Genomic DNA, 23,182 nt, shown 5'->3' with positions numbered 1-23,182 from the left:
CCGGGGTCGAGCCACGGGACTCGACCCGTCCTTCGGCCCCCTCTGGGGAGAAGAGATTGGCGGCAACGTCTCAACTCCCTCTTCTCCCCAACGGGGAAGGTGCCCGTAGGGCGGATGAGGGTGCCGCAGGCACACCTTGTCCTATTTTTACTAGAGCTTGCCGGCATAACGTCATCGAACCTAACGCGGCGGGAGGAAAGCATGACAACGATCCGCACACCTCGCGAAGTCTACGATTTCTGGTTCGTTCGATGTGGCCGCGACCTATGGTTTCGCCCCCCGCGGGAACTCGATGTCGAGATCCGGGATGTTTTCCGCGATACGCATCTGGCGCTTGCCGCGGGCGTCGGCGATGAATGGCGGGCCGATCCGGTGAGCCGGCTGGCGGCCGTCATCGTGCTCGATCAGTTTCCCCGCAACATCTATCGCGGCACGGGGCTTGCCGTTGCTACCGACGGGCTTGCCCTTCGGGAAGCCAAGCTTGCGCTTGCGGCCGGTGCCGACCAAGCGGTTGAACATGCTTGCCGGACCTTCTTCTACCTGCCCTTCGAACACGCCGAGAACCTCGACGAGCAGGACCGTTCGGTGGCCCTGTTCACCGCGCTCGGTGACGAGGAATATCTCGATTATGCGATCCGTCACCGCGAGGTAATCGCCGCCTACGGGCGCTTTCCTCACCGCAATGCCATGCTCGGGCGGGAATCGACGGCAGCAGAACTCGACTATCTCTCCAAGCCCGATGCAGGGTTCTGAGCTGTTTGGGCGAATGAGCGCGGCATGGACAAGCTCGTTGGGCAGGGCGCTTTAGGCATCTCCCGCCTTTCTGTCGCCTTTCTTTGCGATGAAAAGCGAGCATTCAATTTCGATGACAACCTTTTCGGAGGCTTTTTTGCGGCTGAGATCCATCCTGCTTCGCACCATTCTTCTCGTGACGCTGGCGCTCGCCGGTGCGCATTTCGAGAGCGCAGCAGCCTTCGCGCAGGAACCGCAGCCGCAGGGGGCAGCAGCAGAGGCGTCGCTTGTCGATACGACTTCCGCCCAGGCGGCGAAGGAGATCGAGAAGGCGAAGGTCCAGCTTGGCTCACTTCAGGACAGCGTCAAGGCGAACGCCGATAATGACGATGCGCTGGTCGGGCTTGCAACCAGGGCCGACGAGCTCAGCCGCGCCGTCATCACCATATCGGTCAACCTGAGGCCGCGTTTCGACCAGATCAAGAACCGGCTGGCCGAGATCGGCGAGCCCCCGAAGGATGGGCAGCCTCCCGAGGCGCAGATCGTCACGGACGAGCGGAATGCGCTCGCCGCCGAGCGCGCGCAGATCAACGCGGTGACGGGCGATGCGGAAAACCTGTCGATCGCGGTGACGAAGCTCATGAACGAGATCATCGAGATGCGGCGGCAGCTGTTTGCCGATACGCTCTTCAAGCGCACCGAAATCTCGGTCTCCGTCCTCGACGATGCGGCGACTGCCTTCGTGCGGGAGACTGGCGAATTTGCCACGGCGCTGTCGAGCTGGGCCTCCTTCGTCTGGAAGTTCAAGCGCTTCCCGCTTTTTGCGGCGATCTTCCTGTCGCTCGCTTCGGCACTCATTCTGCTTTCCGGCAGCTACCGGCTGTTCGGCTCATATCTGCGCCGGGACGAGGCTGTCGAGAACCCGTCCTATATCGGCCGGCTGTCGATCGCCTTCTGGTCGACGCTGATCCGCACCCTGGCGCTCTCGGTGCTGCTCGTCACGTCCTTCTTCTTCCTGAACAGTTTCAACGTGCTGCGGCCGGATATCGCCCCCGTCATCGGCGCTCTGTTCGGGACGATCGGGCTGGTCTATTTCGTCGGCCGCTTCGTCAATGCTATCTTCGCGCCGCACGAACCGCGCTGGCGATTAGTCAAGCTTTCCAACCTGGGCGCGCGCTCAATCGGTTATTGCCTCCTGGCGATGGCAGTCATCAACGGACTCGACTATCTCTTCAGCAGCATCGGCGAAGCGATGGGCTCGCCGCTGGTGCTGACCGTGGTCAGAAGCCTGGTCGCCGCGCTCATCATCGGCATCATCCTGATCGTAGCCTCCTTCGGCAAGCCGATGTTGGCGAGGAACGGTGATCCCGACGCGCCGGGCCGACATTGGCCGCGCGGCATGGCAATCATCCTGCGCGTCGTCGGCACTGCCCTGATCGTTTCAGCGCTCGCGGGTTATGTGGGGCTGGCGCGTTTCGTCGCCACACAGCTCATCATCACCGGCGCAGTCGTTGCCACCATGTATGTCGGTCTGCTCTCCGGCAAGGCGATATCTCGGCAGGAGAGCTTCGGCGATACTTTCTTCGCGCGCTTCCTGACACGCCGTTTCAACCTCGGACCCGTGGCGATTGATCAGGTTGGCCTGCTCGTCGGCCTTGCCATTTATGCGGTGGCGCTGCTCGTCGGCATTCCGCTTATCCTGCTGCTTTGGGGCTTCCATGTGCAGGACCTCCAGCTGATCGCCTACCGGCTGTTCACTGAGGTCAAGCTCGGCGGCATCAGCATTTCGCTGCTCGGCATCTGCACCGGCATCTTGCTGTTTGCCGGCGTCTACCTGCTAACTCGCTGGCTGCAGCGCTGGCTCGACGGCAATGTGATGGCTCGAAGCCATGTCGATCTTGGCGTACGCAATTCGGTGAAGACAGGTATCGGCTATCTCGGCGTCGGCATTGCGGCGATCATCGGCGTCTCCGCCGCCGGCATCGATCTGTCGAGCTTCGCGCTCGTCGCCTCGGCGCTTTCGGTCGGTATCGGTTTCGGCCTGCAGAACATCGTCTCCAACTTCGTGTCAGGCCTGATCCTGCTGGTCGAGCGGCCGTTCAAGGTCGGCGATCACGTCGTCTCCGGCACGGCCGAAGGGATCGTCAAGCGCATTTCGGTGCGCGCTACCGAGATCGAGACTTTCCGCAAGCAGGCGATCATCGTGCCGAATTCGGAACTGATCAACGGCCTCGTCGGCAACTGGACGCACCGCAACAAGATCGGTCGCTCGGAAATCCCGGTTTCCGTCAGCTACGACGCCGATCCGCAAAAGGTCATGGATATTCTCTTAGAGTTGACGGCGAAGATACCGCTCGTCATGCGCAATCCCGAGCCGCATGTCGAATTCCTGCGCTTCGGCCCCTATTCGCTCGATTTCGAGCTTCGCTTCTTCCTCGCCGACATGGGCGACGGCCTGACGGTGCGCAACAATCTCAGGATCGATATCCTCAAGCGCTTCAAGGCGGAAGGCATAGAAATCCCGCTGCCACAGAGCGACCTTACCATCCATCGGGAGGCTGCCTCCGTCCTTCCCCATGCGGTTAAGGAACACGCGGACGGCCATGAGAATTCCGAGAATAGACCAGTGGAGGAAGAAGTGCGGCCGGTGCGCCAGCTGCGCGGGCGCGCAGCGGAGAGCTGAACAGCTTATTCAGCCATCATTCACAGGTCTATGTGCATGATCCCTTCCATCGGGATCGCTGCCGAGGGCAGCACCGATCTTTCGAGGGGAGGGCGCGTTGGCGCCGCCGCACATGATGGCAAGATTTGCCGCCGTTCTGCTTGTCCCGCTGCTTGCCGCGCCCGCGGTCAATGCCGCATCCATCACGAATACCGATCCTGCCGCCGTGGTGCTCGTCATCACCGAGGGTGGACAGCGCGTCGAAGTCGTGGTCGATGCCGGCGCTTCCGAAAGTCTCTGTTCCTCCGGCTGCTTCATGACCACACCCGACGGTGACCGGATCGGGCTCGATGGCGGCGAGACGATCGACATCGTCAAAGGCTCGGCGGTCATCAAGTAGGATTGCGGACCTGTCAGGCTGGACGGCTCAGACGCGCTTGCCGTCCGCATCCAGGACCTTCTCGCCGTCTTCCTTGGTGAAGGCACCCTTGTGCGTCTCCGGCAGGATTTCCAGGACCACCTCGGACGGTCGCGACAGGCGCGTGCCGAGCGGCGTGATGACGAAGGGCCGGTTGATCAGGATCGGCTGCGCCAGCATGACGTCGAGAAGCTGGTCATCTGTCAGATCAGGATTGTCGAGGCCGAGTTCCTTATAAGGCGTATCTTTCTCGCGAAGGGTCTGGCGCACGGTGAGACCGGCATCGGCGATCATTCTCGCCAGCTCCTCACGCGATGGCGGGTTGTTCACATAGTCGATGATATCAGGCTCGACGCCGGCATTGCGGATCATTGCAAGCGTGTTGCGCGAGGTGCCGCAGCCGGGATTATGGTAGATGGTGACGTTCATAGCTTCGCCTCTGATGGCAGGCTCGATGAGGATGTCTCGGCTGACTGCAGCAGCCAGGTGAACAGAAAAAGAGCGACGGCCGCGCCCAGGATTTCAGCGATCCAGAAACACGGAAGATCGACCGGGCGAATGCCGGAGAATGTGTCGGTCAGTGAGCGGGCGAACGCAACGGCCGGATTGGCGAATGACGTCGAGGCGGTGAACCAGTAGGCGGCGGTGATGTAAAGACCGACCAGCCATGGCACCGCCTTCTGCTCGAACTTGATGCCGGCGAGAATGACCGCGACCAGGCCGAAGGTCGCCAGACCTTCGGAAAACCACTGCGCGCCGCCGGCCCGGACCTTGCTCGATATTTCCAGAAGGGGGAGCGCAAACATCAGATGAGCGGCGATCGTCCCTGCGATGCCGCCGGCGATCTGCGCGAGCACATAGCCGCCCAGATCACGTCTCGGCAGCGAACGCGACATGGCGAAGACCAGCGAGACGGCCGGATTGAAATGTGCGCCGGAGATCGGTCCAAGGGTGGTAATCAGAACCACCAGGATCGCGCCGGTCGCAAGCGTGTTGCCGAGGAGAGCGAGGCCGATATCGTCAGTCAGCGATGTCGCCATGATGCCGGAGCCGACGACGGTTGCGACAAGCATTGCAGTGCCGAGCGCCTCTGCGACCAGCCGGCGTGATAGATCGAACGGCGCCATCAGCCGTCCCTCGCCGGTTTCGCGGTCGTGCCTTCCATACCGCCGATCTGGCGCAGGTGCTGCTCCAGTGCCAACTTGTCGATCGACGACAGCGGCAGGCTGAGGAAGGCAATGATCCGGTTCTTGAGGAAGCGGGCGGCCTGTGCGAAGGCGCGGGCTTTCTCGACCTCGCTTCCCTCGACGGCGGCCGGATCCTCGACGCCCCAGTGAGCGGTCATCGGATGGCCGATCCAGACAGGGCAGGCTTCGCCGTGGGCGGTGTCGCAGACGGTGAAGATGAAATCCATCTCCGGTGCGTCGGGCTTGGCGAACTCGTCCCAGCTCTTCGAGCGGAAGCCGGTCGAGGGATAACCCAGTGCCGCAAGCTCCTTCAACGCCAGGGGATTGACCTCGCCCTTCGGCTGGCTGCCGGCGGAATAGGCCCTGAATCGGCCCTTGCCTTCGGTCTCGAGGATGGATTCGGCCAGGATTGAGCGGGACGAATTGGCGGTGCAAAGAAAGAGCACGTTGTAAACACGGTCAGCGGTCATTGCAGTTCCTCCTTGATTGCAGACGCACAGCATCTGGCGATGGCGACGGCGGGCGCGCAGATTTGCGTGTTTCCGCCGCAACAGTCCTCCATCAGGAAACGGATCAGGCCGCCGAGCGCTTCGTAGTTGGCGGTGTAGATGATGGAGCGGGATTCCCGCTGCTGGGTTATCAGGCCAGCTCGCTCCAGCTCCTTCAGGTGGAAGGAGACGTTGGACGGCGAAACATCCGCTCTTTCGGCGATGATGCCCGCTGCCAATCCCTCCGGACCCGATACGACAAGCATGCGAATGATATGAAGGCGCGTTTCCTGCGAAAGCGCGCCGAACGCGGCGAGGGCTTGACGTTGATCCATATTTCAATAATCCTAGAATAATTGAAACGAGGATTAGCGCAAATGAACGCGATCGACAACTCGAAAGTTCATGCTGAGGACATCAATCTCGGCCTGTTGCTCACTGCGCTCGCCGGCGACAAGGACGCGCCACTGGTTTTCTATTACGACGGCCGGCCGATGAGGCCGGGCTATCATATCACCGAGGTCAAGGCGGGCCAGTTCTCGGGCCTCGATTGCGGCGCCAATCCCGAGGCATGGACTGAGATATTCATCCAGCTGTTAGATATCGAGGAAGGCGACCGCACTCACCTGCCGGCCGGCAAGTTTTACTCCATCATCCGCAAGGTGACGGAGCATGTTCAACTCGATTGTTCAGCCAAATTGACCCTCGAGGTCAGCGACGGCGTGGGGCCGATGCAGCTTTATTGCGCGGCGATGCCGGTTTCGCGGGCCGGTGCAGTGCATGTCGAGTTGTCGCCGCGGCCGGCAAGCTGTAAGCCCCGCGACCGCTGGCTGGCGGAAGAAAACAAGAGAGCGGCGGCTTGCTGCGGACCGGCAGCGGCAGGGAGCGGCTGCTGCGCATAGAATGCATGAGACTTCGCGCGGGCGATGTGAAGATTTCATGACTGAGCGCCGGCATGTAGATGGAACTCGCCGATTTAATGTCGGCGTCGTCCGCTGTACCGTGTGGTACGTTGGGAATTGCTGCAGAAGATCGAGGCGCGCTTCCTGCGTTCGCTGGGTTTGCCCGTCAGTGTCTGATTGATGCCTGCCTATCCCACCATCTGAGCACCCGCATCGCCCGGAGTGTGATCCAGCGCGACGGCTGGCCTTGAGCCTCGTTGACATGGAACCAGACGCGCCCCGGCAGGGTCCAGTCCAGCAGCCATCGGCCGTCGTTCGAGCGCCTTGAGCGAAGGTGGCCGATCGCCTCGCCGAGACGCGGATCGGGATCGGCGCCGGTCAACATGGCGCTTGAGCGGAAATAATCGAGCGCACGCAGGATGTCGTAGCGCCAGCGATTGGGGTGGAGGAAGCGCAGGAAGCGTTCGTCCGCCGGTTCGCCGGTGCCGAGGCGGCGGAAGAGATTGCGTTCGAGCAGGAACTTCTCGCCGGTGCTGCGCGCCTCGCGAGACTGGGGCGTGCCGCCCGTCGATCTTTCGAATTCGAGCAAGCCTTCCAGCACGTTGATCGTGCTGGCGAAAGAGGAGCGAAGGGAACCGCGGGCTCGTTCGCAGTTCCAGCCGCCGTCGTCGAGGCGCTCGCCGGTGAGCCTCTCCACGATGCGGGAGACGTCGATGCCGAAATAGGCGCCGTCTGCGACGGTCCGGCCGTTGATGCATTCCTCGACTTCACCCTCCCAGTAAGGCTGGCCGCCTTCTTCCCAGTGGGCGCTGGCACCGAGCGATGCGACTGTGCCTCTGGCGCGTTCCGATGAGGGGTCGAGGCCGAACTCTCGCAGTTGCGACAGCGAAAATGTCGTGGCCGTCCAGGGCTGGCCGTGCTCGCGCCACTCACGAGGATCGAAATCGGCCGGTAGAAAGGCGCCGCCGGCCCATTGCCCATCGTCGTCCTGAAAGGAGAGGAGCTTTGCGCCCCAGCCTTCGGTCTCCACTTTGGCTCGCTCTGCCATCCATTCCGGCTGCGGGGCGTCAAGCAAGTCGCACATCACCTGCCAGCGGATCGAGGGGTCGGAATCGAGAAGCCATTCGATCACCGGGTCGGGTTTGGTCATGGGCGGACTTCTTCGGCGGAACGGTCGGTAACCTGTTATAATCGCTTTGACCGCGTGCTGCCAGCGCGACGGGGCGGGGTGGGCCTTTCACACGCACGACCAGTACCCATATCCCGCGCTGCCGCATTGATCCTCAATCATATCTGCAAGAAATTGGATGCGGCTCATCGGCGGTCAAGGCTGGTGACGCGCAGAACCCCGGGCGTCATCCTCGGTCCTCTCGATGGTCTGTTTCACGTCCATTAAGTGACTGAGAATAAATGTTTTCCGTCAAGCAATCGCTGTGGCCAGATGCTCGGCACGAGGCCGAGCATGACCGAAGGAGACTTTGTCAACAAAGGGGTGACCTCACCGGGCCGCTTCTTCGTTTTATACCGGGACGTGCCGATTAATAATTAGTCAAATCAATTGATGTATCAGTTCGGGCTGGGACGGATTTTAATTTAAAGGTTTATCATGGCGTTTTTGGGTATTTCGGGGATGCAATATTCCGGAGAGATGTTTGCCGGCGCGCGTATTATCGTCGCGGAAGATTCAAACGTATTCACCTCGATGATCAGCAAACGTCTCAAGGAGTTGTTCGACATTGATGTCGAGATCTGCCGTAACTTCGAGGATCTGCAGTTTTCCTACGACAAATCGTCCGATCCCATCACGCTGGCGATTTCGAACATCAACCTGCCCGGTGCCGAAAACGGCGAAGCGCTGGAATATCTGGTTGACCTCTCCATCCCGACCATCGTCTTTACCGGCACCTTCCATGAGGGCATGCGCGACAAGCTGATCGCGAAGGATATTGTCGACTACATCCTCAAGGACAATATTTTCGCCGTCGACCTTCTGGCGGAGTCGATCTGCCGGTTCCTGACCAATCATCGCCATCACGTGCTGATCGTCGACGACAGCGCGACAGCGCGCGCCCTGCTGTCGAGCCGGCTGAAGCGCTATAATTTCCGAGTGAGCACCGCCGAAAATGGCGCCAAGGCGCTGGAGATCCTGAAGTCCAATCGCGACATCGGCCTGATGATCACCGATTACAATATGCCCGATATCGACGGCTTCGAACTGACGCGGCGCATCCGGGCCCATATCGGCTCGCACGAATTGCGCATCATCGGTGTTTCCTCGTCCTCGAACCGGCTGCTTTCGGCGCGGTTTCTGAAGGCCGGCGGCAACGATTTCATGCTGCGTCCCTTCATCGACGAGGAGTTCTACTGCCGCGTCAACCAAAATCTCGACACGCTGCTGCAGATCCAGTCCATGCGCAAGGAGCGGGCAGTTGCCTGATGGCTCTTCCAGGATCAGGGTTGAGATGAAGCCCGTGGCGATGGTCGCTGCAGGGCGCCGGATTTTTGCAATTACAGGTAACCCTAGTATTTGTCCCCTTCACGTGGACGAGGGTCTCGGTTATCGTCCGCCGCGCCGTAGGCAGGGCCGAGTCGAGCTCGTCAGGCGCATGGGGGAGTAGCGGCTGTGGCTTTTCAGGCGGATTTTCAGCGGGATGGGCTAGGGCTGCGTTCCGGCGGGCTCAAGATACTTCTGGTTGAAGATTCCCGGATGTTTTCCGCCGTGCTTTGTCATCGGTTCCAGACGGAACTTGGCCTTGCCGTCAAATCCTGCTCGTCGCTGAAAGCGCTTCGCAGGGAACTTGCCGAAGACGGTCACGGCTACACCATGGCCGTCGTTGATCTCAACCTGCCGGATTCGCCCTATGGCGAGGCGCTCGACTGTACGATCGAGCACGATATTCCAGCAATCGTCTTCACCGCCACGTTCGATCTCAACACGCGCAACAAGATCATGGAGCGCAATGTCATCGATTACGTGCTGAAAGACAATGAGTTCGCGCTCGACAATCTGGTCGCAACCGTCCGCCGCGCGATCTCCAACCGCAAAACCCGGGTGCTCGTCGTCGACGATGTGGTCTCGGTACGCCAGGTTCTCGTTGATCTCCTGAAGGCACAGCAATATCTGGTCGTCGAGGCAACCTCGGGGCTCGAGGCGCTGGCGGCGCTCGAAGCCTATAGCGATATTGAACTCGTCCTCACCGATCATCACATGCCCGACATGAGCGGTTACGAGCTGACGCGGCGCATCCGCCATCGCTTCGGTTCAGACCGGTTACGCGTCATCGGCGTCTCCTCCTCCAACGATCGTATGCTGTCCGCGAGTTTCCTGAAAGCCGGCGCCAGCGATTTCGTCTATCGGCCCTTCGTGGCCGAGGAGCTTCAATGCCGCATCGCCAACAATGCGGAAACACTGGCGCAGATGCGCCAGTTGAGGGCCGCTGCAGCCTGCGACTATCTCACCGGCCTTTATAACCGCCGCTATTTCTACGACAATGGCCCGAAGCTGGTGAACGAATGCCTGCGGCTGAAAGTGCCAAGCTCGGTCGCCATTCTTGATATCGACCATTTCAAACGGCTGAACGACACATACGGCCACGAGATCGGTGACAAGGTGCTGAAGGCGGTTGCAAACAGGCTGTTCACGATCTTCGATGGCAGCGACAACCTGCTCTCGCGCCTCGGCGGCGAGGAGTTCGCCATCCTGTTCCCGCAGATGGATTCGGCCGCCGCCACCAAGCTCTGCGACGAGATCCGCTCGGATATTTCGCGGCTGAAGGTAACGGCCGACGACGAGGAACTCGGCGTCACCATCTCGATCGGGATTGCCGAAATTGGCAGTTACGAAACCTTCGAAAACTACCTCAACGCCGCCGACCAGTTCCTCTACATGGCCAAGCATCGCGGCCGCAACCAGGTCTATTCCGACGCCAAGATGACGGAGGAGGCGGCGCAGTAGGTTGCTTGCGCTTACTCGGCGTCATCAGCCTCACGCCGCAACGGCCTGCCTTGCCGTTGCCATGGTCATCTTGCGCTCGGCGCGTTCCTGCTGCGGCGAGCGGTGGTAGAGTTCGCGATAACACTTGGAGAAATGCGAGGCCGAGACGAAGCCGCAGGCGACGGCAACCTCGACAACCGGCATCGAGGACTGAACCAGCAGGTGGCGCGCACGGTCAAGTCGGATTTCGAGATAATAGCGGGCCGGCGAACGGCCCATCTCCTGGCGGAACAGCCGTTCGATCTGGCGTCGGGAGAGGCCGGCGCCATCGGCGATCTCGATCAGCGACAGCGGCTCGGCGAGATTGCCTTCCATCAGCTCGATGATCGACAGGACCTTGGCGTTCTGCACACCGAGGCGGGCGCGCAGCGGCAGGCGCTGGCGGTCGTGCGGGTTTCGCACGCGGTCGGTCAGGTGCTGTTCGCAGATGCGGTTGACCAGGCTTTCGCCGAAATCCTCACCGATCAGGTTCAGCATCATATCGAGCGAGGCGGTGCCGCCGGCGCAGGTATAGAGATTGCCGTCGACCTCGTAGAGATCGGCATAGACCTCTGCCTGCGGAAAGGCTTCGGAAAAGCCGGGCAAGTTCTCCCAGTGGATGGCGCAGCGCTTGCCGTTCAGAAGACCGGCCTGCGCAAGCACATGCGCGCCCGTACAGAGGCTGCCGACGGCGACGCCGCGATTGTAGCATTCGCGTAGCCAGGCATTGACGGATTTGTTGTTGAATTCCTCGATATCGATGCCGGAACAGACGAGCACCATGCCGGGACGGTTTTCGCCGCCGAGATGCCGGCGTTCCTCGGCGAGCGAGGAATTCGCCTCGATGCCGATGCCGCAGGAGGAATAGACCTTTTCTCCGTCGACCGAGGCAAGCCGCCAGGTATAGGCCTGATAGCCGAGCATGCGGTTGGCGATGCGCAAGGTGTCCACCGCTGCCGAAAAGGGCAGCATGGTGAATTGCGGTACCATAAAGAAGACCAGTGAGCGCTTCTTGATCTGCATCCTGTTCATAGCGAAATCCATGCTCGAGGGCGATGACATATTCGTTGCGCGGAATGCGTCGCGCCGATGTCCTAAAAGCGACAATGGCATGGAAAAATGCGGCCGAGAAGAGCAAATATGCGACATTGACCGGAATTTGATCGGTCACATCGCCGGCCGGGGCAGAAAGAAGGCTCACAGACGGCTGAAATTCGAGACTGAAGACGGCGGGGCACTGCACAGCGGGCACGAAAAAGGCGGCATTGCGCGAGGCAGACGCCGCCCTCATCTCAGGAGGAATGTCGCATTCATTACATGGTCCGGTGTTTGCTGTCGTCGGTGCTCGGCCAGCCGATATCCTTGCGGACGTCAAACGGCATGGCTTCAATTTCACGGGCGGTCCGCCAGCGCGTCCAGGCAAGCACGAGCTTATGGGCGTAGTGGCCCAGATCGAAGCGGCCTTCGCCGGAGGGGAGGGTCTTGCCACCACCCCGATAGGTGAGCGTGGTCATTATTCAGTTCCTTTCCTAAGTCAGCGGCATGGTCATCGATGGGAGGATCGTCCATGTCCACACAGTTAATATGGGCGCCGGGAACTCATCATTCAAACGAATAGAGCTTATGGATAGCATCAAGGAGATTGAACGATCTCAGCGCCTTCCAACAATGGCCTATGGCGACGAGCACTGTTGGGAATAGAGGACAGCTGGCGACCTTGCGAAGCGGCATGCGCTTACACTCTAGGTTCATAATCGAATGTCTCGCTGCGTGTCGGCGGAGAGGCCAGCGTCACGGATTTATGAACTTGTCATAGGTCTTAGCGACGAACGGCACCTAATCTTCTTAAAGAGATGCACAACGGCATAGCACGGCGCTGAGCCTTCGGGCCTTGCCCCTCATTCCCGATAACCCCAACGGAGCGGACATGCCGAACCACAGCCAACTGGCGGCGATCGGACTGGTGTTCGTCAATCTCTTCAGCGGCGTGCTGGCCCCGTTGCATATGCCGCGCTATCGCTGCGCCCAAGCTCTCTCTCCATTTTCCTGATTCTGCTGGTCGTCGCCCTGCTCGTCGGAGGGCGCGCTGCCGCTCCCTCGAAGGACGCTCGCGTGTTCGCGGGCGTCCTGGATATTCCTTATCCTGTTCGGTATGAGGGTATCTCCGCTGCCGGGCAGCGCCGCGAACTCCCTGGCGAGCCGTATTGCCTATGTCGCGGCAGCCTTGATCGATGCGCTGCTCCTATCGACGATTCTGTGGCCGCCGGCAGAGGGAAGCAAGCCGGCTGCATCAGGCCGCTCTTAAGTGGAATGTCGATCGCCCATAGAAAGCCGTGCTCATGTCCGTGAGCGTGCTGCAAAAAGCTTTGGAACCATGTCCCTCCCACGTCGTTGCCGCTTGGTAACTGCCAATGATGCAAGGAGGAAACGATGATTTCCGCAGATCAGATCCGTGAACATATGGAAGTGCGGGCTGCCGACGGCACTCACGTCGGAACGGTGGATGAGCTTGACGGTCCGACCCGCATCAAGTTGACGAAAACCGACTCGGAGGACGGCAAACATCATCTGATTCCGCTCGATTGGGTCGATCACGTCGACGCCCATGTTCACCTGTCGAAGAATGCCCGGGATGTCCGCAGCCAGTGGGCCACCATCAATTGAGGAGTGAGAGGCTGCGGCTTAGGCTGCGGCCTCCTCCTGCAAGGGGCCTCATTCCTCGTCCGGACGAGAGGAGATCGAAATGCCAGCCAAATCCAAAGCCCAGCAGAAAGCGGCAGGTGCCGCACTTTCAGCCAAACGCGGAGAGACGCCGAAGAAGGAACTCAGGGGCGCTTCGAAGCAGATGGAAAAATCCATGAGTGAAAAACAGCTCGAGGAATTCGCGTCGACCAAGTCCAAGAGCAAACCCGAGCATGTCTCCAGATGATCGTTCAAGACCCCGCGAGACCTATGTCGTGGTCGAAAGCATCGAAAATCCTGCGACGTCATAGGCCTCTGAAAGTGCATCGAAAATCGCGCGGGCGGAGCCGTCACGGTCTTTGGCCATCCATCGCAGTTCGAACGTGACGCCAGGGCGGCCCTCGCTGGTCTTCCCAAAAGAAACGAATTGGGCAGCGCAACCGAACGGTCCAAGCACCTCCGACAGTTCCGGCAACTCGGCTTCGGAGCTGTGAATGACGAGTGTTGCTTTCTGTTCGCAACGCAGCCACATGTCCAGCTGCTTCATCGGCGACAAGATAATGAAGGCGACCGCGGTCGCTGCCGTTCCGGTCAGAATCTGGCCGCCGCCGAAACAGAGACCGACGACGGTCATGAACCACATGGTCGCGGCCGTGGTGACGCCGGTCATCGTGTCTCCACGCCTCAGGATGGCGCCGCCGCCGATGAAGCCGACGCCCGTCAGCACGCCGAGGGGAAAGCGCAGCACGTCCATCTGAGTGAAATAACTAAAGGTTTTTCCGTACGTCGATAGAAGGAGGTTTGCCTGGATCATCGCCAGGCAGGCGGCAAGAGCCACCAGGATCGTAGTCCTGAAGCCCGCCGCGTGACCGCCGCGCTCGCGATCGAGGCCAATCAGTCCGCCTGCGATCACCGTTAATATGATCCGTAAGGCGATCTCCCACCAGCTTGGCGTGAGCGGCATCGCTTCCGTCAGGAATGAAGGCATGGCCCGATCCCGACTGTGTTGCCGCTCTTTCGCTGCCGGTCGAGCATTCGTTCCTCCTGGGCTACAGTGCATCGGTTGAGATAAACGCAATGTCGGCCAGGACGTTCCCGGAACGCCAGGAGCGTTGACGTTTGCAACAGGGCAAGATTGGCGGTTTGTCGGTCATCGGTGTATGGTTCCGGCGGGGCAATTCCCCCACCAATCATAAGAGTGCGTTGCGTCTAAAACGGAGACATCGATTGGCTGTTGCCTTCACCAAGGAAGAGAGTTTCGAAACCGCATCGGAAACCCTGTTGCCGGACCGGCCAATTTCGCCGCATCCCAACCTCGTCACGGAAGCGGGATTGAGGGCTCTCGAATTGCAGTTTCAGCAGGCGCGCGCGGCCTATGATGCGACGAGCGCCATTGAAGACGTAAATGAGCGGCGGCGGCAGGCTGCCAATCCTGTGCGCGATCTCCGATACTTATCGGCCAGACTTCGCACCGCCCAGCTCATGCCTAACCCTACGTCAGCCGACGTGGTTGCCTTTGGCAATACGGTCACTTTCAGCCGCGACGATGGACGCGTGCAGACTTATCGGCTCGTTGGAGAAGACGAAGCAGATCCCAAGGCGGGATCGATTTCCTACGTCTCTCCGGTGGCGCAGCTGCTGATGGGCAAGGCTGTCGGCGATGTGGTGGAGACAGGCGGCCAGGAGCTGGAGATTATCGCCATCTCCTAGAGAAGATCGTCAAAGTTTGCCGAGTTCGGAGACGCCGCCGAATTCTCCGGCGAGAGCGAGCGAATCGGTACGAAGGATTTTGACGAAACCAGCGAGTTCGGCAGCCGCACGGCCTACGTGTGATCGTTCCGACCGACTAAATCCCTCTGCCGGGGTGGAGCCTGGAGAAGAGGCATCTTGACGGTCATTAAAGCCGACGCTTCGCCACGGCGACGACCTCGCGCGTCAACTCCGCCAGGCGGTCGGCGGCGAGGCGGTTTATCTGCCAGTAGAGTGGGACGTCCAGCGGCGTGTCGGCAACAAGTTCGACGAGCCGCCCCGATGCGAGATGATCGCGGGTGAGCTGGGTCGGGTTCATTCCCCATCCCATTCCGGAAAGAGTGGCTTCGACGAAGCTTTGCGGCGAGGGCAGCCAATGTGTGGGGTAGTCCAGATCTTGGCTGAAGGTTTGCCTTACCCAGCTGCTCTGAAGCCTGTCCTTTTGATTGAAGGTCAGGGCCGGAGCGTTGCGGATCGCCTCCGATGTCACGCCGTCCGGGAAGTGGCGGGCGACAAAATCGGGTGTCGCGGTGGCGTTGTAACGGAGAGTTCCAAGGGCGAAGCGCCGGCATCCCCGGATCGGCTTCTCCAGACTGGTGACGGCTGCGATCACCCGTCCCCGCTGCAGCCATTCGGCGGTGTGATCCTGATCGTCGACGGCGACATTCAACAGATAGGAAGAGGTCTTGGAGAAATTCGACATGGCCTCCACAAACCATGTGCCGAGGCTGTCGGCGTTAGTCGCGATCTGTAGCGTAACCCTTTGGCGTGGCTCGTCGGGATCGACGAGAGCCGGGAGCTGCCCGAAAAGCTCAACCTCCAGCATGCCGACATTCTCCACGTGACGACAGATCCATTCCCCTTTTTCGGTCGCCGTACAGGGGGTGCCTCTGGCGATCAGGATGACTCCGAGGCGTTCTTCGAGCTGCTTCACCCGCTGCGACACCGCCGACGGCGTCACATTCAACACGGTCGCCGCCCTTTCGAAGCTGCCGGTCTGGACGACGGTTGCAACGGCGCGAAGAGCGGGATAGTCGAGCATGGATTAGTTTCGCTTAGCTAAGGTAAGATAGATTAATTAGACTAAGCCAACTTCACGCGATACCGCAACTCTGTCGAAGCTGAGAGCGGTTGGCGAAACGATGAATTTTTCAATTTATATCACGGGTCTAATGATGGGCCTCAGCCTGATCGTCGCGATCGGCGCGCAGAACGCCTTCATTCTTCGACAGGGCCTGCGTAGTGAACATATCTTCGCCGTCTGCCTTACCTGCGCCTTGTCCGACGCGGCGCTGATCATGCTCGGCGTGACCAGCCTCCGGCAAATCGCCGGATTGCTGCCTTGGCTCGATCCGGTCATGCGCTACGGGGGAGCCGCGTTTCTGGCCTGGTACGGAGCCAAGAGCTTCTATTCCGCCTTACGGTCGTCCGCTGTGCTCACAGTTACGGAAGCCGATACGGCAAGCTTTTCCCGGACGCTTGCGACTTGTCTCGCGCTGACTTGGCTTAATCCGCATGTGTATCTCGACACGGTCGTGCTGCTCGGCACGATATCAACGCGCTATCCGGGGCAGCAGGCTTCCTTTGCCGCAGGCGCCGTAACCGGCTCCTTCCTATTTTTCTTTGCGCTCGGATATGGCGCGACGTGGCTGCGGCCGATCTTTTCCAGGCCGGCCTCCTGGCGGATGCTCGAGACGCTCGTCGCTGCGACGATGTGGATTATCGCCTTCAAGCTGATAGGCGGGATGTGAGTCGATCGCCGTGTGAGGCGATCGGCCCGGCGCCTGTCGGAACCGAGCCAGAGATCCGCATTATGCGCGCGTTTCCACGAGTCTCAGACCCCGCTTTGGTCGGGCAGCGACGTTAAGGAGCGGCAACTCCATTTCACGCTGGCAGTCGGCCAAGAGGTGCGACGGAAATCGCTTCAATTCCCGGAGCGCATGTTCGTGATTCGCATCCCTGCGCCGGCGCGTCTTGAATGCGGAAACGGCCTGTAGGATATTCCAGGTGCTTGATTGCGCCATGTCTAGCCTCCTTTGCTGCATCAGTTCCGATGCGTAGACTATGGGGAGCGATTGACATTCAATCAAACAAAATGATATGCGGTTAAAGATCAGAAAAATTGAAAGATGCGACGATGAGCCTTCCCTTTCGCCGTCCCATTCCTTTGCTTGACAACGATGTGTTGCGCACCTTCGTCGCCATCGCCGAGACGGGCAATTTTTCCACCGCCGCCGAAGCGGTCTTCCGGACGCCGTCGGCGGTCTCCATGCAGATCAAGAAGCTCGAGGAGCAGCTCGGAGCGACGCTGTTTTTACGCGATGCCCGCTCGGTGTCGCTGACGCGCCATGGCGAAATGCTGCTCTCTTACGCCCGCAACATCCTGGCGCTGTCGAATGAGGCGGTGTCGCGCTTCATCATGCCGGAACTGACCGGGGTCGTCCGGCTCGGCGCGCCGGAGGATATCGGCGAGCGGCTGCTGCCCAGAATCCTAAAGAGCTTCGCCGAGAGCTATCCCGGCATCATGGTCGATGTGACGATCGACATGAGCGTCGGACTGAAGAAGCGCATGGAAGAGCAGAGGCTCGACCTGGCGCTGATCAACTGCGCGACTCGGCCGTTTCCGACCGGTGGCGAAGTGGTGTTTCGCGAGCGGCTGGTCTGGGCCGGCGCAAGGTGCGGCTCGGCGCATCGGCGCGATCCGCTGCCGATTTCGATCTGGGAGGATGGCTGCATCTGGCGGCAGGAGGCACTTGCCCAGCTTGAACGCAACAAGCGGCCTTATCGCGTCGCCTATCTCAGCGGTCATACGATGGCGCAGCGCGCCGCCGTGCTTTCCGATCTCGCCATCGCGCCGCTGCCGCTCTCCTATGTCAGCGAGGACATGTCGATCCTCGGCCTGCAGGAAGGGCTGCCGGAGCTCGGCTCCTTCGATATCCGGCTGCTGACCGCCTCGCAGATGTCGGGACCGATCGAGACGGTGGCCGACAGCATCCGGAGCGCGTTTGCCGAGAGAGCGAAGGCTGTCGCCGCCTGAGGATGTCTTTCAACCGTGAACTTTTTCGCCACTTGTGCGTTAGGGGCGCGGATGGCATGAGTGCCGTTCGGGGTTGATTTCAAACAAGGATATTCGAAATGACGAAAACGGCCAAAATTGCCGCAGCCTTCATGGTTCTTCTTGCTCTTTCCTCCTGCGGCAACACGATCCGCGGTATGGGAAAAGATACGGCGAACGCCGTCAACGCCACCCAGGATGCAGGCCGCTCGGTCGACCGGGCTGCGAGGAAGTAATCGGCCGGCAGCTTTGCCGGACTGAAAGGCCATCCGAGGCCGGATCAAGGCACCGGAGGATATGCCTTTTCGAGGCCGCCGGATCGGCTAAGACCGGTCCGGAAGGCTTGGTAGGCAGGATGCTGGCTTGAGCGAGCGGTTTCCATCAGCCGAATCTGCAGGCGATGCGGCGCCTTGGCCCCGAGCCACAATCCGAGATTTTCAAGCTTCAGCGAGTTCAGGAAATGCGACTTCGCGGCAAGGTCGAGATGGCGTCGCAGGCCGTCGAGCAGGTTGTCGTCCTGGGCGGCATTTTCCATGAGCAGGGCCAGATATGATTTATCGGCTTCCGACAGCGCGGCGAGCTTTTCCGCAACGGTATCGCGGTCGGGAAAGGGAAGGTTGCCTGTCATTCGAATCGTCCGGTCGTTGGCGCCATCTGCCGTTATAGGCTCGCTTTGACTTTTTCGGCCACATCGGCCGGCACCCATTTCATCCACAGGTTCTCGTAATTGCGCAGGAAATAGATCGCGGCATCCTCGTTGCTTTCGCGATTTTCATCCTGCCAGGCGAGCACTTGGTTGATCGTCTCATTGTCCCATTTGCGGGTCTTGAGATAGGTCGTGACAGGTCCGGCGCGGCTGGCGAAAGACCTGGTCATCAGCGTGAAGGCGCGCGAGACCGGATAGGAATTGAGCTCAGGCCTGATACAGCCGGCAACCGCGGTGCAGCGGTCCCATTCGGCCTTGTTGTGACTGACGCCGAAGCTCAGCCGCGTCATGTCGTATTTGCCGAGGATGGCGGTGGGCGCCCAGTAATAACCGAGCCAGCCGGTCTTCTTGTCGAAAGCCCGGGCGATCGAGGCGTCGAGCCGCTGAGGACTGCCGGTTTCGACAAGTTCGAAGCCTTTCTTGTCGGCGGCAAGGGCCTTGAAGAGGTTGGTGGTCGATATCTGGCAACTCCAGTCGGCGGGACAGTTGTAAACCGCGCCTTTCGACGGATCGTCCTCGGCAGGGAAAAGCTCGGGGTGCTTCAGCGCGTCCTCGACCGAGCGAATATCGGGATTGGCGTCGGCAATGAATTTCGGGATAAACCAGCCCTCGACCGCGCCATCGGCGAGTATCTCGGCGCCCTGCACCAGCCGACCGGTGTTGACGGCCTGATCGAGCAGGGCCCTGACAGAATTGATCCAGTATTCCGAAGCGATATCGGGGGTGCCTTTTTCGTTCATCGAGGTGAAGGTCGGAAGGGTGTCGCCGTCGACGATGGTGACGGAGCAGCCGTAGCCCTTTTCCAGGATGATCTTGTCGAAGTTTGCGGCAATGCCGGCCGAGGCCCATTTCATTTCGGCGATCGAAACTTTGCCGCACTCGGCGGCTTCGGCCGGCGCGGTCGCGCTAAAAAGAGCCGCGGCAAAGACGGCCGAAATCAAAAGCGTCTTCATCGTCTTCCCCGAATTGTTCTTGGGCAACGTGCTGCCGGGATTCACCAGGCGGCGATGCCGCAAACAGGCGTTTCCCATTCACGGGCGCCGTCCGACCTGCTCCGGCAACGCGTCGCAGACCATATTTCAGTGGCGTATTTTTGTCGAAGCCTACGCGTTCGTTCGCAGAAATCAACCGTCTTCTGCTCGTGGTTGCGGTACTAAATTATTGAATTCGAATAATATAGTTCGCTGCTGAAATTTCCTCGGATCGAAGAGAGACGCTGTCTGCGAACGCCGGCTCAACGGTGATGGAAACCGCCGAGCAGATCAAAAAAAGTCAAAATTAACTTTTGCGTAAGCCTTCAATAACTCTCCGGTAAGAATGTGCCGTTATCAGTTGGGGCGTGGCGGCAACGACCGCTGCTTCTCCGGTTCAGGTAGTGCGTACCGGAGAAAGCGAGCTTCGCCGTGTAGGGGCGAAGACGCCTGAGTTTTCGGCAAACCGCGCAGAGCCAAGGCCATGCGCGGTTTTCGCGCTTTTGCGAGAATAGTCGAAGTCTTGACCCGGGATCGGCGGCCATTGTAGGCCTCCGGCTCGTGCATCGGCCTGAAAATCTGAACCGATTTTCGGAAGCGCGATGCCCCAGGGAAAGGCGGCCGCCATGGCAAGAGCGATCATGCTGCAGGGAACCGGCTCGGATGTCGGCAAGACGGTGCTGGTGGCGGGTCTCTGCCGGCTTGCGGCCAATGCCGGGCTCACCGTGCGGCCGTTCAAGCCGCAGAATATGTCGAACAACGCGGCGGTCGCCGATGACGGCGGTGAGATCGGCCGGGCGCAGTGGCTGCAGTCGCTGGCGGCGCGCACGCCCTCGTCGGTGCACATGAACCCGGTGCTGCTCAAGCCGCAATCGGAAAACGGCAGCCAGATCATCGTGCAGGGCAGGGTGTTCGGCCAGGCCAAGGGGCGCGACTATCAGCGGTTGAAGCCGCAACTGCTCGGCGCCGTGCTCGAAAGCTTCGAAAATGTGTCTGCCGGCGCCGACCTCGTCGTCGTCGAGGGTGCCGGCTCGCCGGCGGAAATCAATCTTAGGACCGGCGATATCGCCAATATGGGGTTTGCGACGAAGGCGGGAGTGCCCGTCGTGCTCGTCGGCGATATTAATCGCGGCGGCGTCATCGCCTCGCTGGTCGGCACGCAGGCGATTCTCGATGAGGGCGATCGAGCGATGATCGCAGGTTATCTCATCAACAAGTTCCGCGGCGACGTCTCGCTGTTCGACGACGGGATCCGCGCGATCGAAGGCTTCACCGGCTGGCCCTGCTTCGGCGTCGTGCCATGGCTGCAGGCTGCCACGCGCCTGCCGGCCGAAGATTCGGTCGTGCTCGAACGGCTTGCGAGGCGCGGGGCCGGGGCGCTGAAGATCGCCGTGCCGATGCTACCGCGCATTGCCAATTTCGACGATCTCGATCCGCTGAGGGCGGAGGCGGATGTCGAGCTGGTCTTCGTCCGAGGGGGCGAACGGTTGCCTGCCGATGCCGGTCTCGTCATTCTTCCAGGGTCGAAATCGACGATAGCAGACCTCGCCGATTTCAGAGTTCAAGGCTGGGACCGCGATCTTGCGGCGCATGTCCGGCGCGGCGGGCGGGTGATCGGCATTTGCGGTGGCTACCAGATGCTCGGTCGTATGGTGCATGACCCGCGCGGCATCGAGGGCGGCACGAGCGAGACGCCGGGGTTGGCGCTGCTCGACGTCGAGACCGAGATGGCGCCGGAGAAGACCGTCCGCAACAGCCATGCCCGCTCGACCGAATATGACGCGCCGCTTGCCGGCTACCAGATCCATCTCGGCATCACCCGCGGCCCGGATTGTGTCAGGCCTTCCGCGATCATCGACGGCGCCCCTGATGGAGCGGTTTCGGCGGACGGCCGGATCATGGGCACCTATCTGCACGGGCTGTTCGGCAGTGACGCTTACCGCGCCCGGCTGCTGGAGAGCTTCGGGCTTTCTGGCGGACAGGGGAGCTACCGTGAGAGCGTGGAGCGGGCGCTTGACGAGGTTGCAGGGGAACTGGAGCGCTGCCTGGATGCGCGGTGGTTGGGTGAGTTGCTGGAGGTCGGGAGAATTTGCTGAGCGCAAGGGCAGTGAAGAGTGTGCCTTGTGGCTCCCTCATCCGACCCTTCGGGCCACCTCTTCCTGCTGGGGAGAAGAGGGAGCAAGTCGCCGACCATCGTTTTCCTACAGTAATGGTCTCAAATTGGAGTGAGGCGCTGCCACGAGACCCTTCTCCCCCGCGGGGAGAAGATGCCGGCAAGCAGATGAGGGGGCCACAGGCACATACCTATACTGTGTATCCAATTCTCTATCACATCATTCTCGCGGGAGTAGTATCGCAATGCGAAGCAGGCTAAAAAGTCGTGTGTGCGCTAGACCTTTCGGCGCCTGTCCTGTTGTTCCCGGCGCCGGCCTCGATGGTGACGCAATTCCTGGTTCCCCACCTCATGCGGAGGTTTTCAAAATTAAAGATCATATTCAGTGGGTTATAGAGCAGGGAATCACCAGCGAGCATATCGGCGATCTCGTCGCCGGCCTGTGTGAACGGCTGATCGCGGACGGGTTTCCGATCTGGCGGGCAAGCATCCGCATGCCGTCCCTACATCCTATGTATCGCGGCATCGCGGCCAATTTCATGCGGGGCGGTGAGACCGTTCTCGAGAATGCGGAGCACGGCAGCGAGACCGAGCGCAACTTCGAGAAGACGCCGATATTCTTTCTTCTGAACCGCGGTGAGAAGACGGGGCGGTGGAACCTGGCGAAAGGCGAGGGTCTCCACTATGGCGAGCTCCACCAATTTGCGCTTGCCGGCGGCACGGACCATGTGGTCAATCTTTTCGAGTTCCCGAAGGAAGTCGCGCTGCGCGGGCTCGGTTTCTCTCTGACGAGTGACGCTCGGGGCGGATTTTCAGATGATCAGCTGGCGATCATCGATGAACTGTTCCCAGCGCTGGGGCTTGCCGCTTACCGTGTCGCGGTTTCCAAGACCGCGACCGATATCCTCGCCGTCTATACCGGCGCCAGGACGAGCGCGCGCATCCTTGCCGGTGAAACCCGCAGGGGAATGGGCGGCTCCATCGACGCCGCCATCCTGCTTGCCGACCTCCGCAACTTCACGGCGCTGACCGAGGCCTATCAGCCGGGGGAGATCGTCGGCTTTCTCAACGAGCACTTCGAGCTGATCGACCGGCACGTCGAGGAAAATTCCGGCGAGATCCTCAAGTTCATGGGCGATAGCGTGCTGGCGATCTTTCCGACGGACGCCGAAGATCCGCAAATGTCTTGCAAGGCCGCATTGGCTTCGGCACAGAACCTGTTGAGGGCAAACGAGGAGCTCAATCGCGAACGGACCTTGAATGGTGGCCCCGATATCGGGATTGATGTCGTCTTGCATCTCGGCGAGGTTTTCTATGGAAATGTCGGCGCCCAAGGCCGGCTGGACTTCACCGTGATCGGCAGGGCGGTCAACGAGGCGTCGCGGCTCGAGAAGCTGTGCGGAACGCTTGAGCAGCCCCTGCTGCTGTCGGAAAGCTTCGCTGCGACCTGCGCTGTGCCCTGCGACTATCTCGGCGCTTTCGAGCTGCGCGGCGTCTCGAAGAGAGCCGACGTTTACAGGCTTGCCGGCGCCGCTTCTTAGGCT

General features: G+C 60.5%; 26 protein-coding genes and 1 pseudogene. 15 read left to right on the top strand and 12 right to left on the bottom strand.

The window, feature by feature from the left end; genetic code table 11:
- Window positions 1-201: 201 nt before the first annotated feature.
- The 3 genes from FHT70_RS20450 to FHT70_RS20440 all read left to right on the top strand — a co-directional run bounded on the left by FHT70_RS20450 (window position 202) and on the right by FHT70_RS20440 (window position 3,794).
- The gene (locus FHT70_RS20450) at window positions 202-753 is read left to right on the top strand and encodes a DUF924 family protein (protein WP_183704417.1); all 552 of its coding nucleotides are present in this window, start codon (window positions 202-204) and stop codon (window positions 751-753) included.
- Window positions 754-889: 136 nt separating this feature from the next.
- Window positions 890-3,415, top strand: coding sequence for a mechanosensitive ion channel family protein (locus FHT70_RS20445; RefSeq protein WP_183704415.1), 2,526 nt, complete (start codon window positions 890-892; stop codon window positions 3,413-3,415).
- Window positions 3,416-3,527: 112 nt separating this feature from the next.
- Window positions 3,528-3,794, top strand: a complete 267-nt coding sequence (locus FHT70_RS20440) for a hypothetical protein (protein WP_183704473.1) — start codon at window positions 3,528-3,530, stop codon at window positions 3,792-3,794.
- A gap of 27 nt (window positions 3,795-3,821) precedes the next feature.
- Here the strand turns inward: FHT70_RS20440 and arsC are convergent, their stop codons facing one another.
- Genes arsC through FHT70_RS20420 form a run of 4 tightly spaced genes read right to left on the bottom strand, consistent with a single transcriptional unit; the run spans window position 3,822 to window position 5,822 of the window.
- Window positions 3,822-4,241 carry an arsenate reductase (glutaredoxin) gene (gene arsC, locus FHT70_RS20435; RefSeq protein ID WP_183704413.1) on the bottom strand — a complete coding sequence of 140 codons (420 nt, stop codon included), beginning with the start codon at window positions 4,239-4,241 and terminating at the stop codon, window positions 3,822-3,824.
- Entirely contained in the window at window positions 4,238-4,939 is a 702-nt protein-coding gene (locus FHT70_RS20430; RefSeq protein WP_183704411.1) for an MIP/aquaporin family protein, read from the bottom strand. The genes arsC and FHT70_RS20430 overlap by 4 nt, the downstream gene beginning before the upstream one ends.
- A complete protein-coding gene (locus FHT70_RS20425; protein WP_183704409.1) occupies window positions 4,939-5,469 on the bottom strand; it encodes an arsenate reductase ArsC in 531 nt (176 codons plus the stop codon). The genes FHT70_RS20430 and FHT70_RS20425 overlap by 1 nt, the downstream gene beginning before the upstream one ends.
- A complete protein-coding gene (locus FHT70_RS20420) occupies window positions 5,466-5,822 on the bottom strand; it encodes a metalloregulator ArsR/SmtB family transcription factor (protein WP_183704407.1) in 357 nt (118 codons plus the stop codon). Before FHT70_RS20420 ends, FHT70_RS20425 begins: the two co-directional genes overlap by 4 nt.
- A gap of 42 nt (window positions 5,823-5,864) precedes the next feature.
- Here FHT70_RS20420 and FHT70_RS20415 point away from each other — a divergent pair, with 42 nt between their 5' ends.
- Entirely contained in the window at window positions 5,865-6,389 is a 525-nt protein-coding gene (locus FHT70_RS20415; RefSeq protein WP_183704406.1) for a DUF6428 family protein, read from the top strand.
- Window positions 6,390-6,555: 166 nt separating this feature from the next.
- On the opposite strand, the gene FHT70_RS20410 is transcribed toward FHT70_RS20415, so the two are convergent.
- Entirely contained in the window at window positions 6,556-7,539 is a 984-nt protein-coding gene (locus FHT70_RS20410; protein ID WP_183704405.1) for a squalene cyclase, read from the bottom strand.
- Window positions 7,540-7,995: 456 nt separating this feature from the next.
- Here FHT70_RS20410 and FHT70_RS20405 point away from each other — a divergent pair, with 456 nt between their 5' ends.
- Both FHT70_RS20405 and FHT70_RS20400 read left to right on the top strand, forming a co-directional pair.
- Window positions 7,996-8,826, top strand: coding sequence for a response regulator (locus FHT70_RS20405; protein ID WP_085778499.1), 831 nt, complete (start codon window positions 7,996-7,998; stop codon window positions 8,824-8,826).
- Between the two features lie 186 nt (window positions 8,827-9,012).
- Entirely contained in the window at window positions 9,013-10,344 is a 1,332-nt protein-coding gene (locus tag FHT70_RS20400) for a diguanylate cyclase (RefSeq protein WP_183704404.1), read from the top strand.
- Window positions 10,345-10,374: 30 nt separating this feature from the next.
- Here FHT70_RS20400 and FHT70_RS20395 read toward each other — a convergent pair whose 3' ends face one another.
- The gene (locus tag FHT70_RS20395) at window positions 10,375-11,394 is read right to left on the bottom strand and encodes a GlxA family transcriptional regulator (protein WP_041678677.1); all 1,020 of its coding nucleotides are present in this window, start codon (window positions 11,392-11,394) and stop codon (window positions 10,375-10,377) included.
- A 281-nt stretch (window positions 11,395-11,675) separates the two neighbouring features.
- Window positions 11,676-11,876, bottom strand: coding sequence for a hypothetical protein (locus tag FHT70_RS20390; protein WP_085778497.1), 201 nt, complete (start codon window positions 11,874-11,876; stop codon window positions 11,676-11,678).
- A 437-nt stretch (window positions 11,877-12,313) separates the two neighbouring features.
- Between FHT70_RS20390 and FHT70_RS30720 the strand changes: the two are divergent.
- The 3 genes and pseudogenes from FHT70_RS30720 to FHT70_RS20375 form a co-directional block, all read left to right on the top strand.
- Window positions 12,314-12,667, top strand: a pseudogene (locus FHT70_RS30720) (hypothetical protein); the annotation flags it as partial.
- Between the two features lie 125 nt (window positions 12,668-12,792).
- On the top strand, window positions 12,793-13,026 hold the full coding sequence (locus tag FHT70_RS20380; protein WP_097599994.1) for a DUF2171 domain-containing protein: 234 nt from the start codon (window positions 12,793-12,795) through the stop codon (window positions 13,024-13,026).
- A 79-nt stretch (window positions 13,027-13,105) separates the two neighbouring features.
- Window positions 13,106-13,291 carry a DUF3008 family protein gene (locus tag FHT70_RS20375; protein ID WP_183704403.1) on the top strand — a complete coding sequence of 62 codons (186 nt, stop codon included), beginning with the start codon at window positions 13,106-13,108 and terminating at the stop codon, window positions 13,289-13,291.
- A 21-nt stretch (window positions 13,292-13,312) separates the two neighbouring features.
- Here the strand turns inward: FHT70_RS20375 and FHT70_RS20370 are convergent, their stop codons facing one another.
- Complete coding sequence (locus FHT70_RS20370; RefSeq protein WP_183704402.1) at window positions 13,313-14,032, bottom strand: MgtC/SapB family protein; 720 nt, start codon at window positions 14,030-14,032, stop codon at window positions 13,313-13,315.
- Window positions 14,033-14,271: 239 nt separating this feature from the next.
- Between FHT70_RS20370 and greA the strand changes: the two genes are divergently transcribed.
- A complete protein-coding gene (gene greA, locus FHT70_RS20365) occupies window positions 14,272-14,754 on the top strand; it encodes a transcription elongation factor GreA (RefSeq protein ID WP_183704471.1) in 483 nt (160 codons plus the stop codon).
- 187 nt (window positions 14,755-14,941) lie between these two features.
- Here the strand turns inward: greA and FHT70_RS20360 are convergent, their stop codons facing one another.
- A complete protein-coding gene (locus tag FHT70_RS20360; RefSeq protein ID WP_183704401.1) occupies window positions 14,942-15,835 on the bottom strand; it encodes a LysR family transcriptional regulator ArgP in 894 nt (297 codons plus the stop codon).
- Window positions 15,836-15,935: 100 nt separating this feature from the next.
- Between FHT70_RS20360 and FHT70_RS20355 the strand changes: the two genes are divergently transcribed.
- A complete protein-coding gene (locus FHT70_RS20355) occupies window positions 15,936-16,544 on the top strand; it encodes a LysE/ArgO family amino acid transporter (RefSeq protein ID WP_183704400.1) in 609 nt (202 codons plus the stop codon).
- Window positions 16,545-16,604: 60 nt separating this feature from the next.
- Here the strand turns inward: FHT70_RS20355 and FHT70_RS30430 are convergent, their stop codons facing one another.
- Window positions 16,605-16,817 carry a hypothetical protein gene (locus tag FHT70_RS30430; RefSeq protein WP_085778490.1) on the bottom strand — a complete coding sequence of 71 codons (213 nt, stop codon included), beginning with the start codon at window positions 16,815-16,817 and terminating at the stop codon, window positions 16,605-16,607.
- 113 nt (window positions 16,818-16,930) lie between these two features.
- Between FHT70_RS30430 and FHT70_RS20350 the strand changes: the two genes are divergently transcribed.
- Window positions 16,931-17,830 (top strand): LysR family transcriptional regulator, encoded by a 900-nt coding sequence (locus tag FHT70_RS20350; RefSeq protein ID WP_085778489.1) that lies wholly within the window; start codon window positions 16,931-16,933, stop codon window positions 17,828-17,830.
- Window positions 17,831-17,928: 98 nt separating this feature from the next.
- Window positions 17,929-18,084: an entericidin gene (locus FHT70_RS20345; RefSeq protein WP_183704399.1), complete on the top strand. Its 156-nt coding sequence runs from the start codon at window positions 17,929-17,931 to the stop codon at window positions 18,082-18,084.
- Between the two features lie 44 nt (window positions 18,085-18,128).
- On the opposite strand, the gene FHT70_RS20340 is transcribed toward FHT70_RS20345, so the two are convergent.
- Entirely contained in the window at window positions 18,129-18,476 is a 348-nt protein-coding gene (locus FHT70_RS20340) for a hypothetical protein (RefSeq protein ID WP_183704398.1), read from the bottom strand.
- A gap of 32 nt (window positions 18,477-18,508) precedes the next feature.
- Entirely contained in the window at window positions 18,509-19,507 is a 999-nt protein-coding gene (locus tag FHT70_RS20335) for a glycine betaine ABC transporter substrate-binding protein (protein ID WP_183704396.1), read from the bottom strand.
- A 644-nt stretch (window positions 19,508-20,151) separates the two neighbouring features.
- On the opposite strand from FHT70_RS20335, the gene FHT70_RS20330 reads away from it, so the two are divergent.
- A complete protein-coding gene (locus tag FHT70_RS20330) occupies window positions 20,152-21,621 on the top strand; it encodes a cobyric acid synthase (RefSeq protein WP_183704469.1) in 1,470 nt (489 codons plus the stop codon).
- 469 nt (window positions 21,622-22,090) lie between these two features.
- Entirely contained in the window at window positions 22,091-23,179 is a 1,089-nt protein-coding gene (locus FHT70_RS20325; protein ID WP_183704467.1) for an adenylate/guanylate cyclase domain-containing protein, read from the top strand.
- Window positions 23,180-23,182: the final 3 nt, after the last annotated feature.

Source organism: Rhizobium sp. BK049, from assembly GCF_014193135.1.
Lineage (GTDB): Bacteria > Pseudomonadota > Alphaproteobacteria > Rhizobiales > Rhizobiaceae > Rhizobium.
Note: the sequence above shows the minus strand (reverse complement) of the source record. Positions and strands in the feature narration are given on the sequence as shown.

Coding starts and splice junctions, on each gene's coding strand:
- FHT70_RS20355 (WP_183704400.1), top strand. CDS start 15,936: ATGAATTTTTCAATTTATATCACGGGTCTAATGATGGGCCTCAGCCTG.
- FHT70_RS20425 (WP_183704409.1), bottom strand. CDS start 5,469: ATGACCGCTGACCGTGTTTACAACGTGCTCTTTCTTTGCACCGCCAAT.
- FHT70_RS20380 (WP_097599994.1), top strand. CDS start 12,793: ATGATTTCCGCAGATCAGATCCGTGAACATATGGAAGTGCGGGCTGCC.
- FHT70_RS20415 (WP_183704406.1), top strand. CDS start 5,865: ATGAACGCGATCGACAACTCGAAAGTTCATGCTGAGGACATCAATCTC.
- FHT70_RS20440 (WP_183704473.1), top strand. CDS start 3,528: ATGATGGCAAGATTTGCCGCCGTTCTGCTTGTCCCGCTGCTTGCCGCG.
- FHT70_RS20430 (WP_183704411.1), bottom strand. CDS start 4,939: ATGGCGCCGTTCGATCTATCACGCCGGCTGGTCGCAGAGGCGCTCGGC.
- FHT70_RS20410 (WP_183704405.1), bottom strand. CDS start 7,539: ATGACCAAACCCGACCCGGTGATCGAATGGCTTCTCGATTCCGACCCC.
- FHT70_RS20450 (WP_183704417.1), top strand. CDS start 202: ATGACAACGATCCGCACACCTCGCGAAGTCTACGATTTCTGGTTCGTT.
- FHT70_RS20340 (WP_183704398.1), bottom strand. CDS start 18,476: ATGACAGGCAACCTTCCCTTTCCCGACCGCGATACCGTTGCGGAAAAG.
- arsC (WP_183704413.1), bottom strand. CDS start 4,241: ATGAACGTCACCATCTACCATAATCCCGGCTGCGGCACCTCGCGCAAC.
- FHT70_RS20375 (WP_183704403.1), top strand. CDS start 13,106: ATGCCAGCCAAATCCAAAGCCCAGCAGAAAGCGGCAGGTGCCGCACTT.
- FHT70_RS20405 (WP_085778499.1), top strand. CDS start 7,996: ATGGCGTTTTTGGGTATTTCGGGGATGCAATATTCCGGAGAGATGTTT.
- FHT70_RS20370 (WP_183704402.1), bottom strand. CDS start 14,032: ATGCCTTCATTCCTGACGGAAGCGATGCCGCTCACGCCAAGCTGGTGG.
- FHT70_RS20390 (WP_085778497.1), bottom strand. CDS start 11,876: ATGACCACGCTCACCTATCGGGGTGGTGGCAAGACCCTCCCCTCCGGC.
- FHT70_RS20360 (WP_183704401.1), bottom strand. CDS start 15,835: ATGCTCGACTATCCCGCTCTTCGCGCCGTTGCAACCGTCGTCCAGACC.
- FHT70_RS20330 (WP_183704469.1), top strand. CDS start 20,152: ATGGCAAGAGCGATCATGCTGCAGGGAACCGGCTCGGATGTCGGCAAG.
- FHT70_RS30430 (WP_085778490.1), bottom strand. CDS start 16,817: ATGGCGCAATCAAGCACCTGGAATATCCTACAGGCCGTTTCCGCATTC.
- FHT70_RS20345 (WP_183704399.1), top strand. CDS start 17,929: ATGACGAAAACGGCCAAAATTGCCGCAGCCTTCATGGTTCTTCTTGCT.
- FHT70_RS20420 (WP_183704407.1), bottom strand. CDS start 5,822: ATGGATCAACGTCAAGCCCTCGCCGCGTTCGGCGCGCTTTCGCAGGAA.
- FHT70_RS20395 (WP_041678677.1), bottom strand. CDS start 11,394: ATGAACAGGATGCAGATCAAGAAGCGCTCACTGGTCTTCTTTATGGTA.
- FHT70_RS20335 (WP_183704396.1), bottom strand. CDS start 19,507: ATGAAGACGCTTTTGATTTCGGCCGTCTTTGCCGCGGCTCTTTTTAGC.
- FHT70_RS20350 (WP_085778489.1), top strand. CDS start 16,931: ATGAGCCTTCCCTTTCGCCGTCCCATTCCTTTGCTTGACAACGATGTG.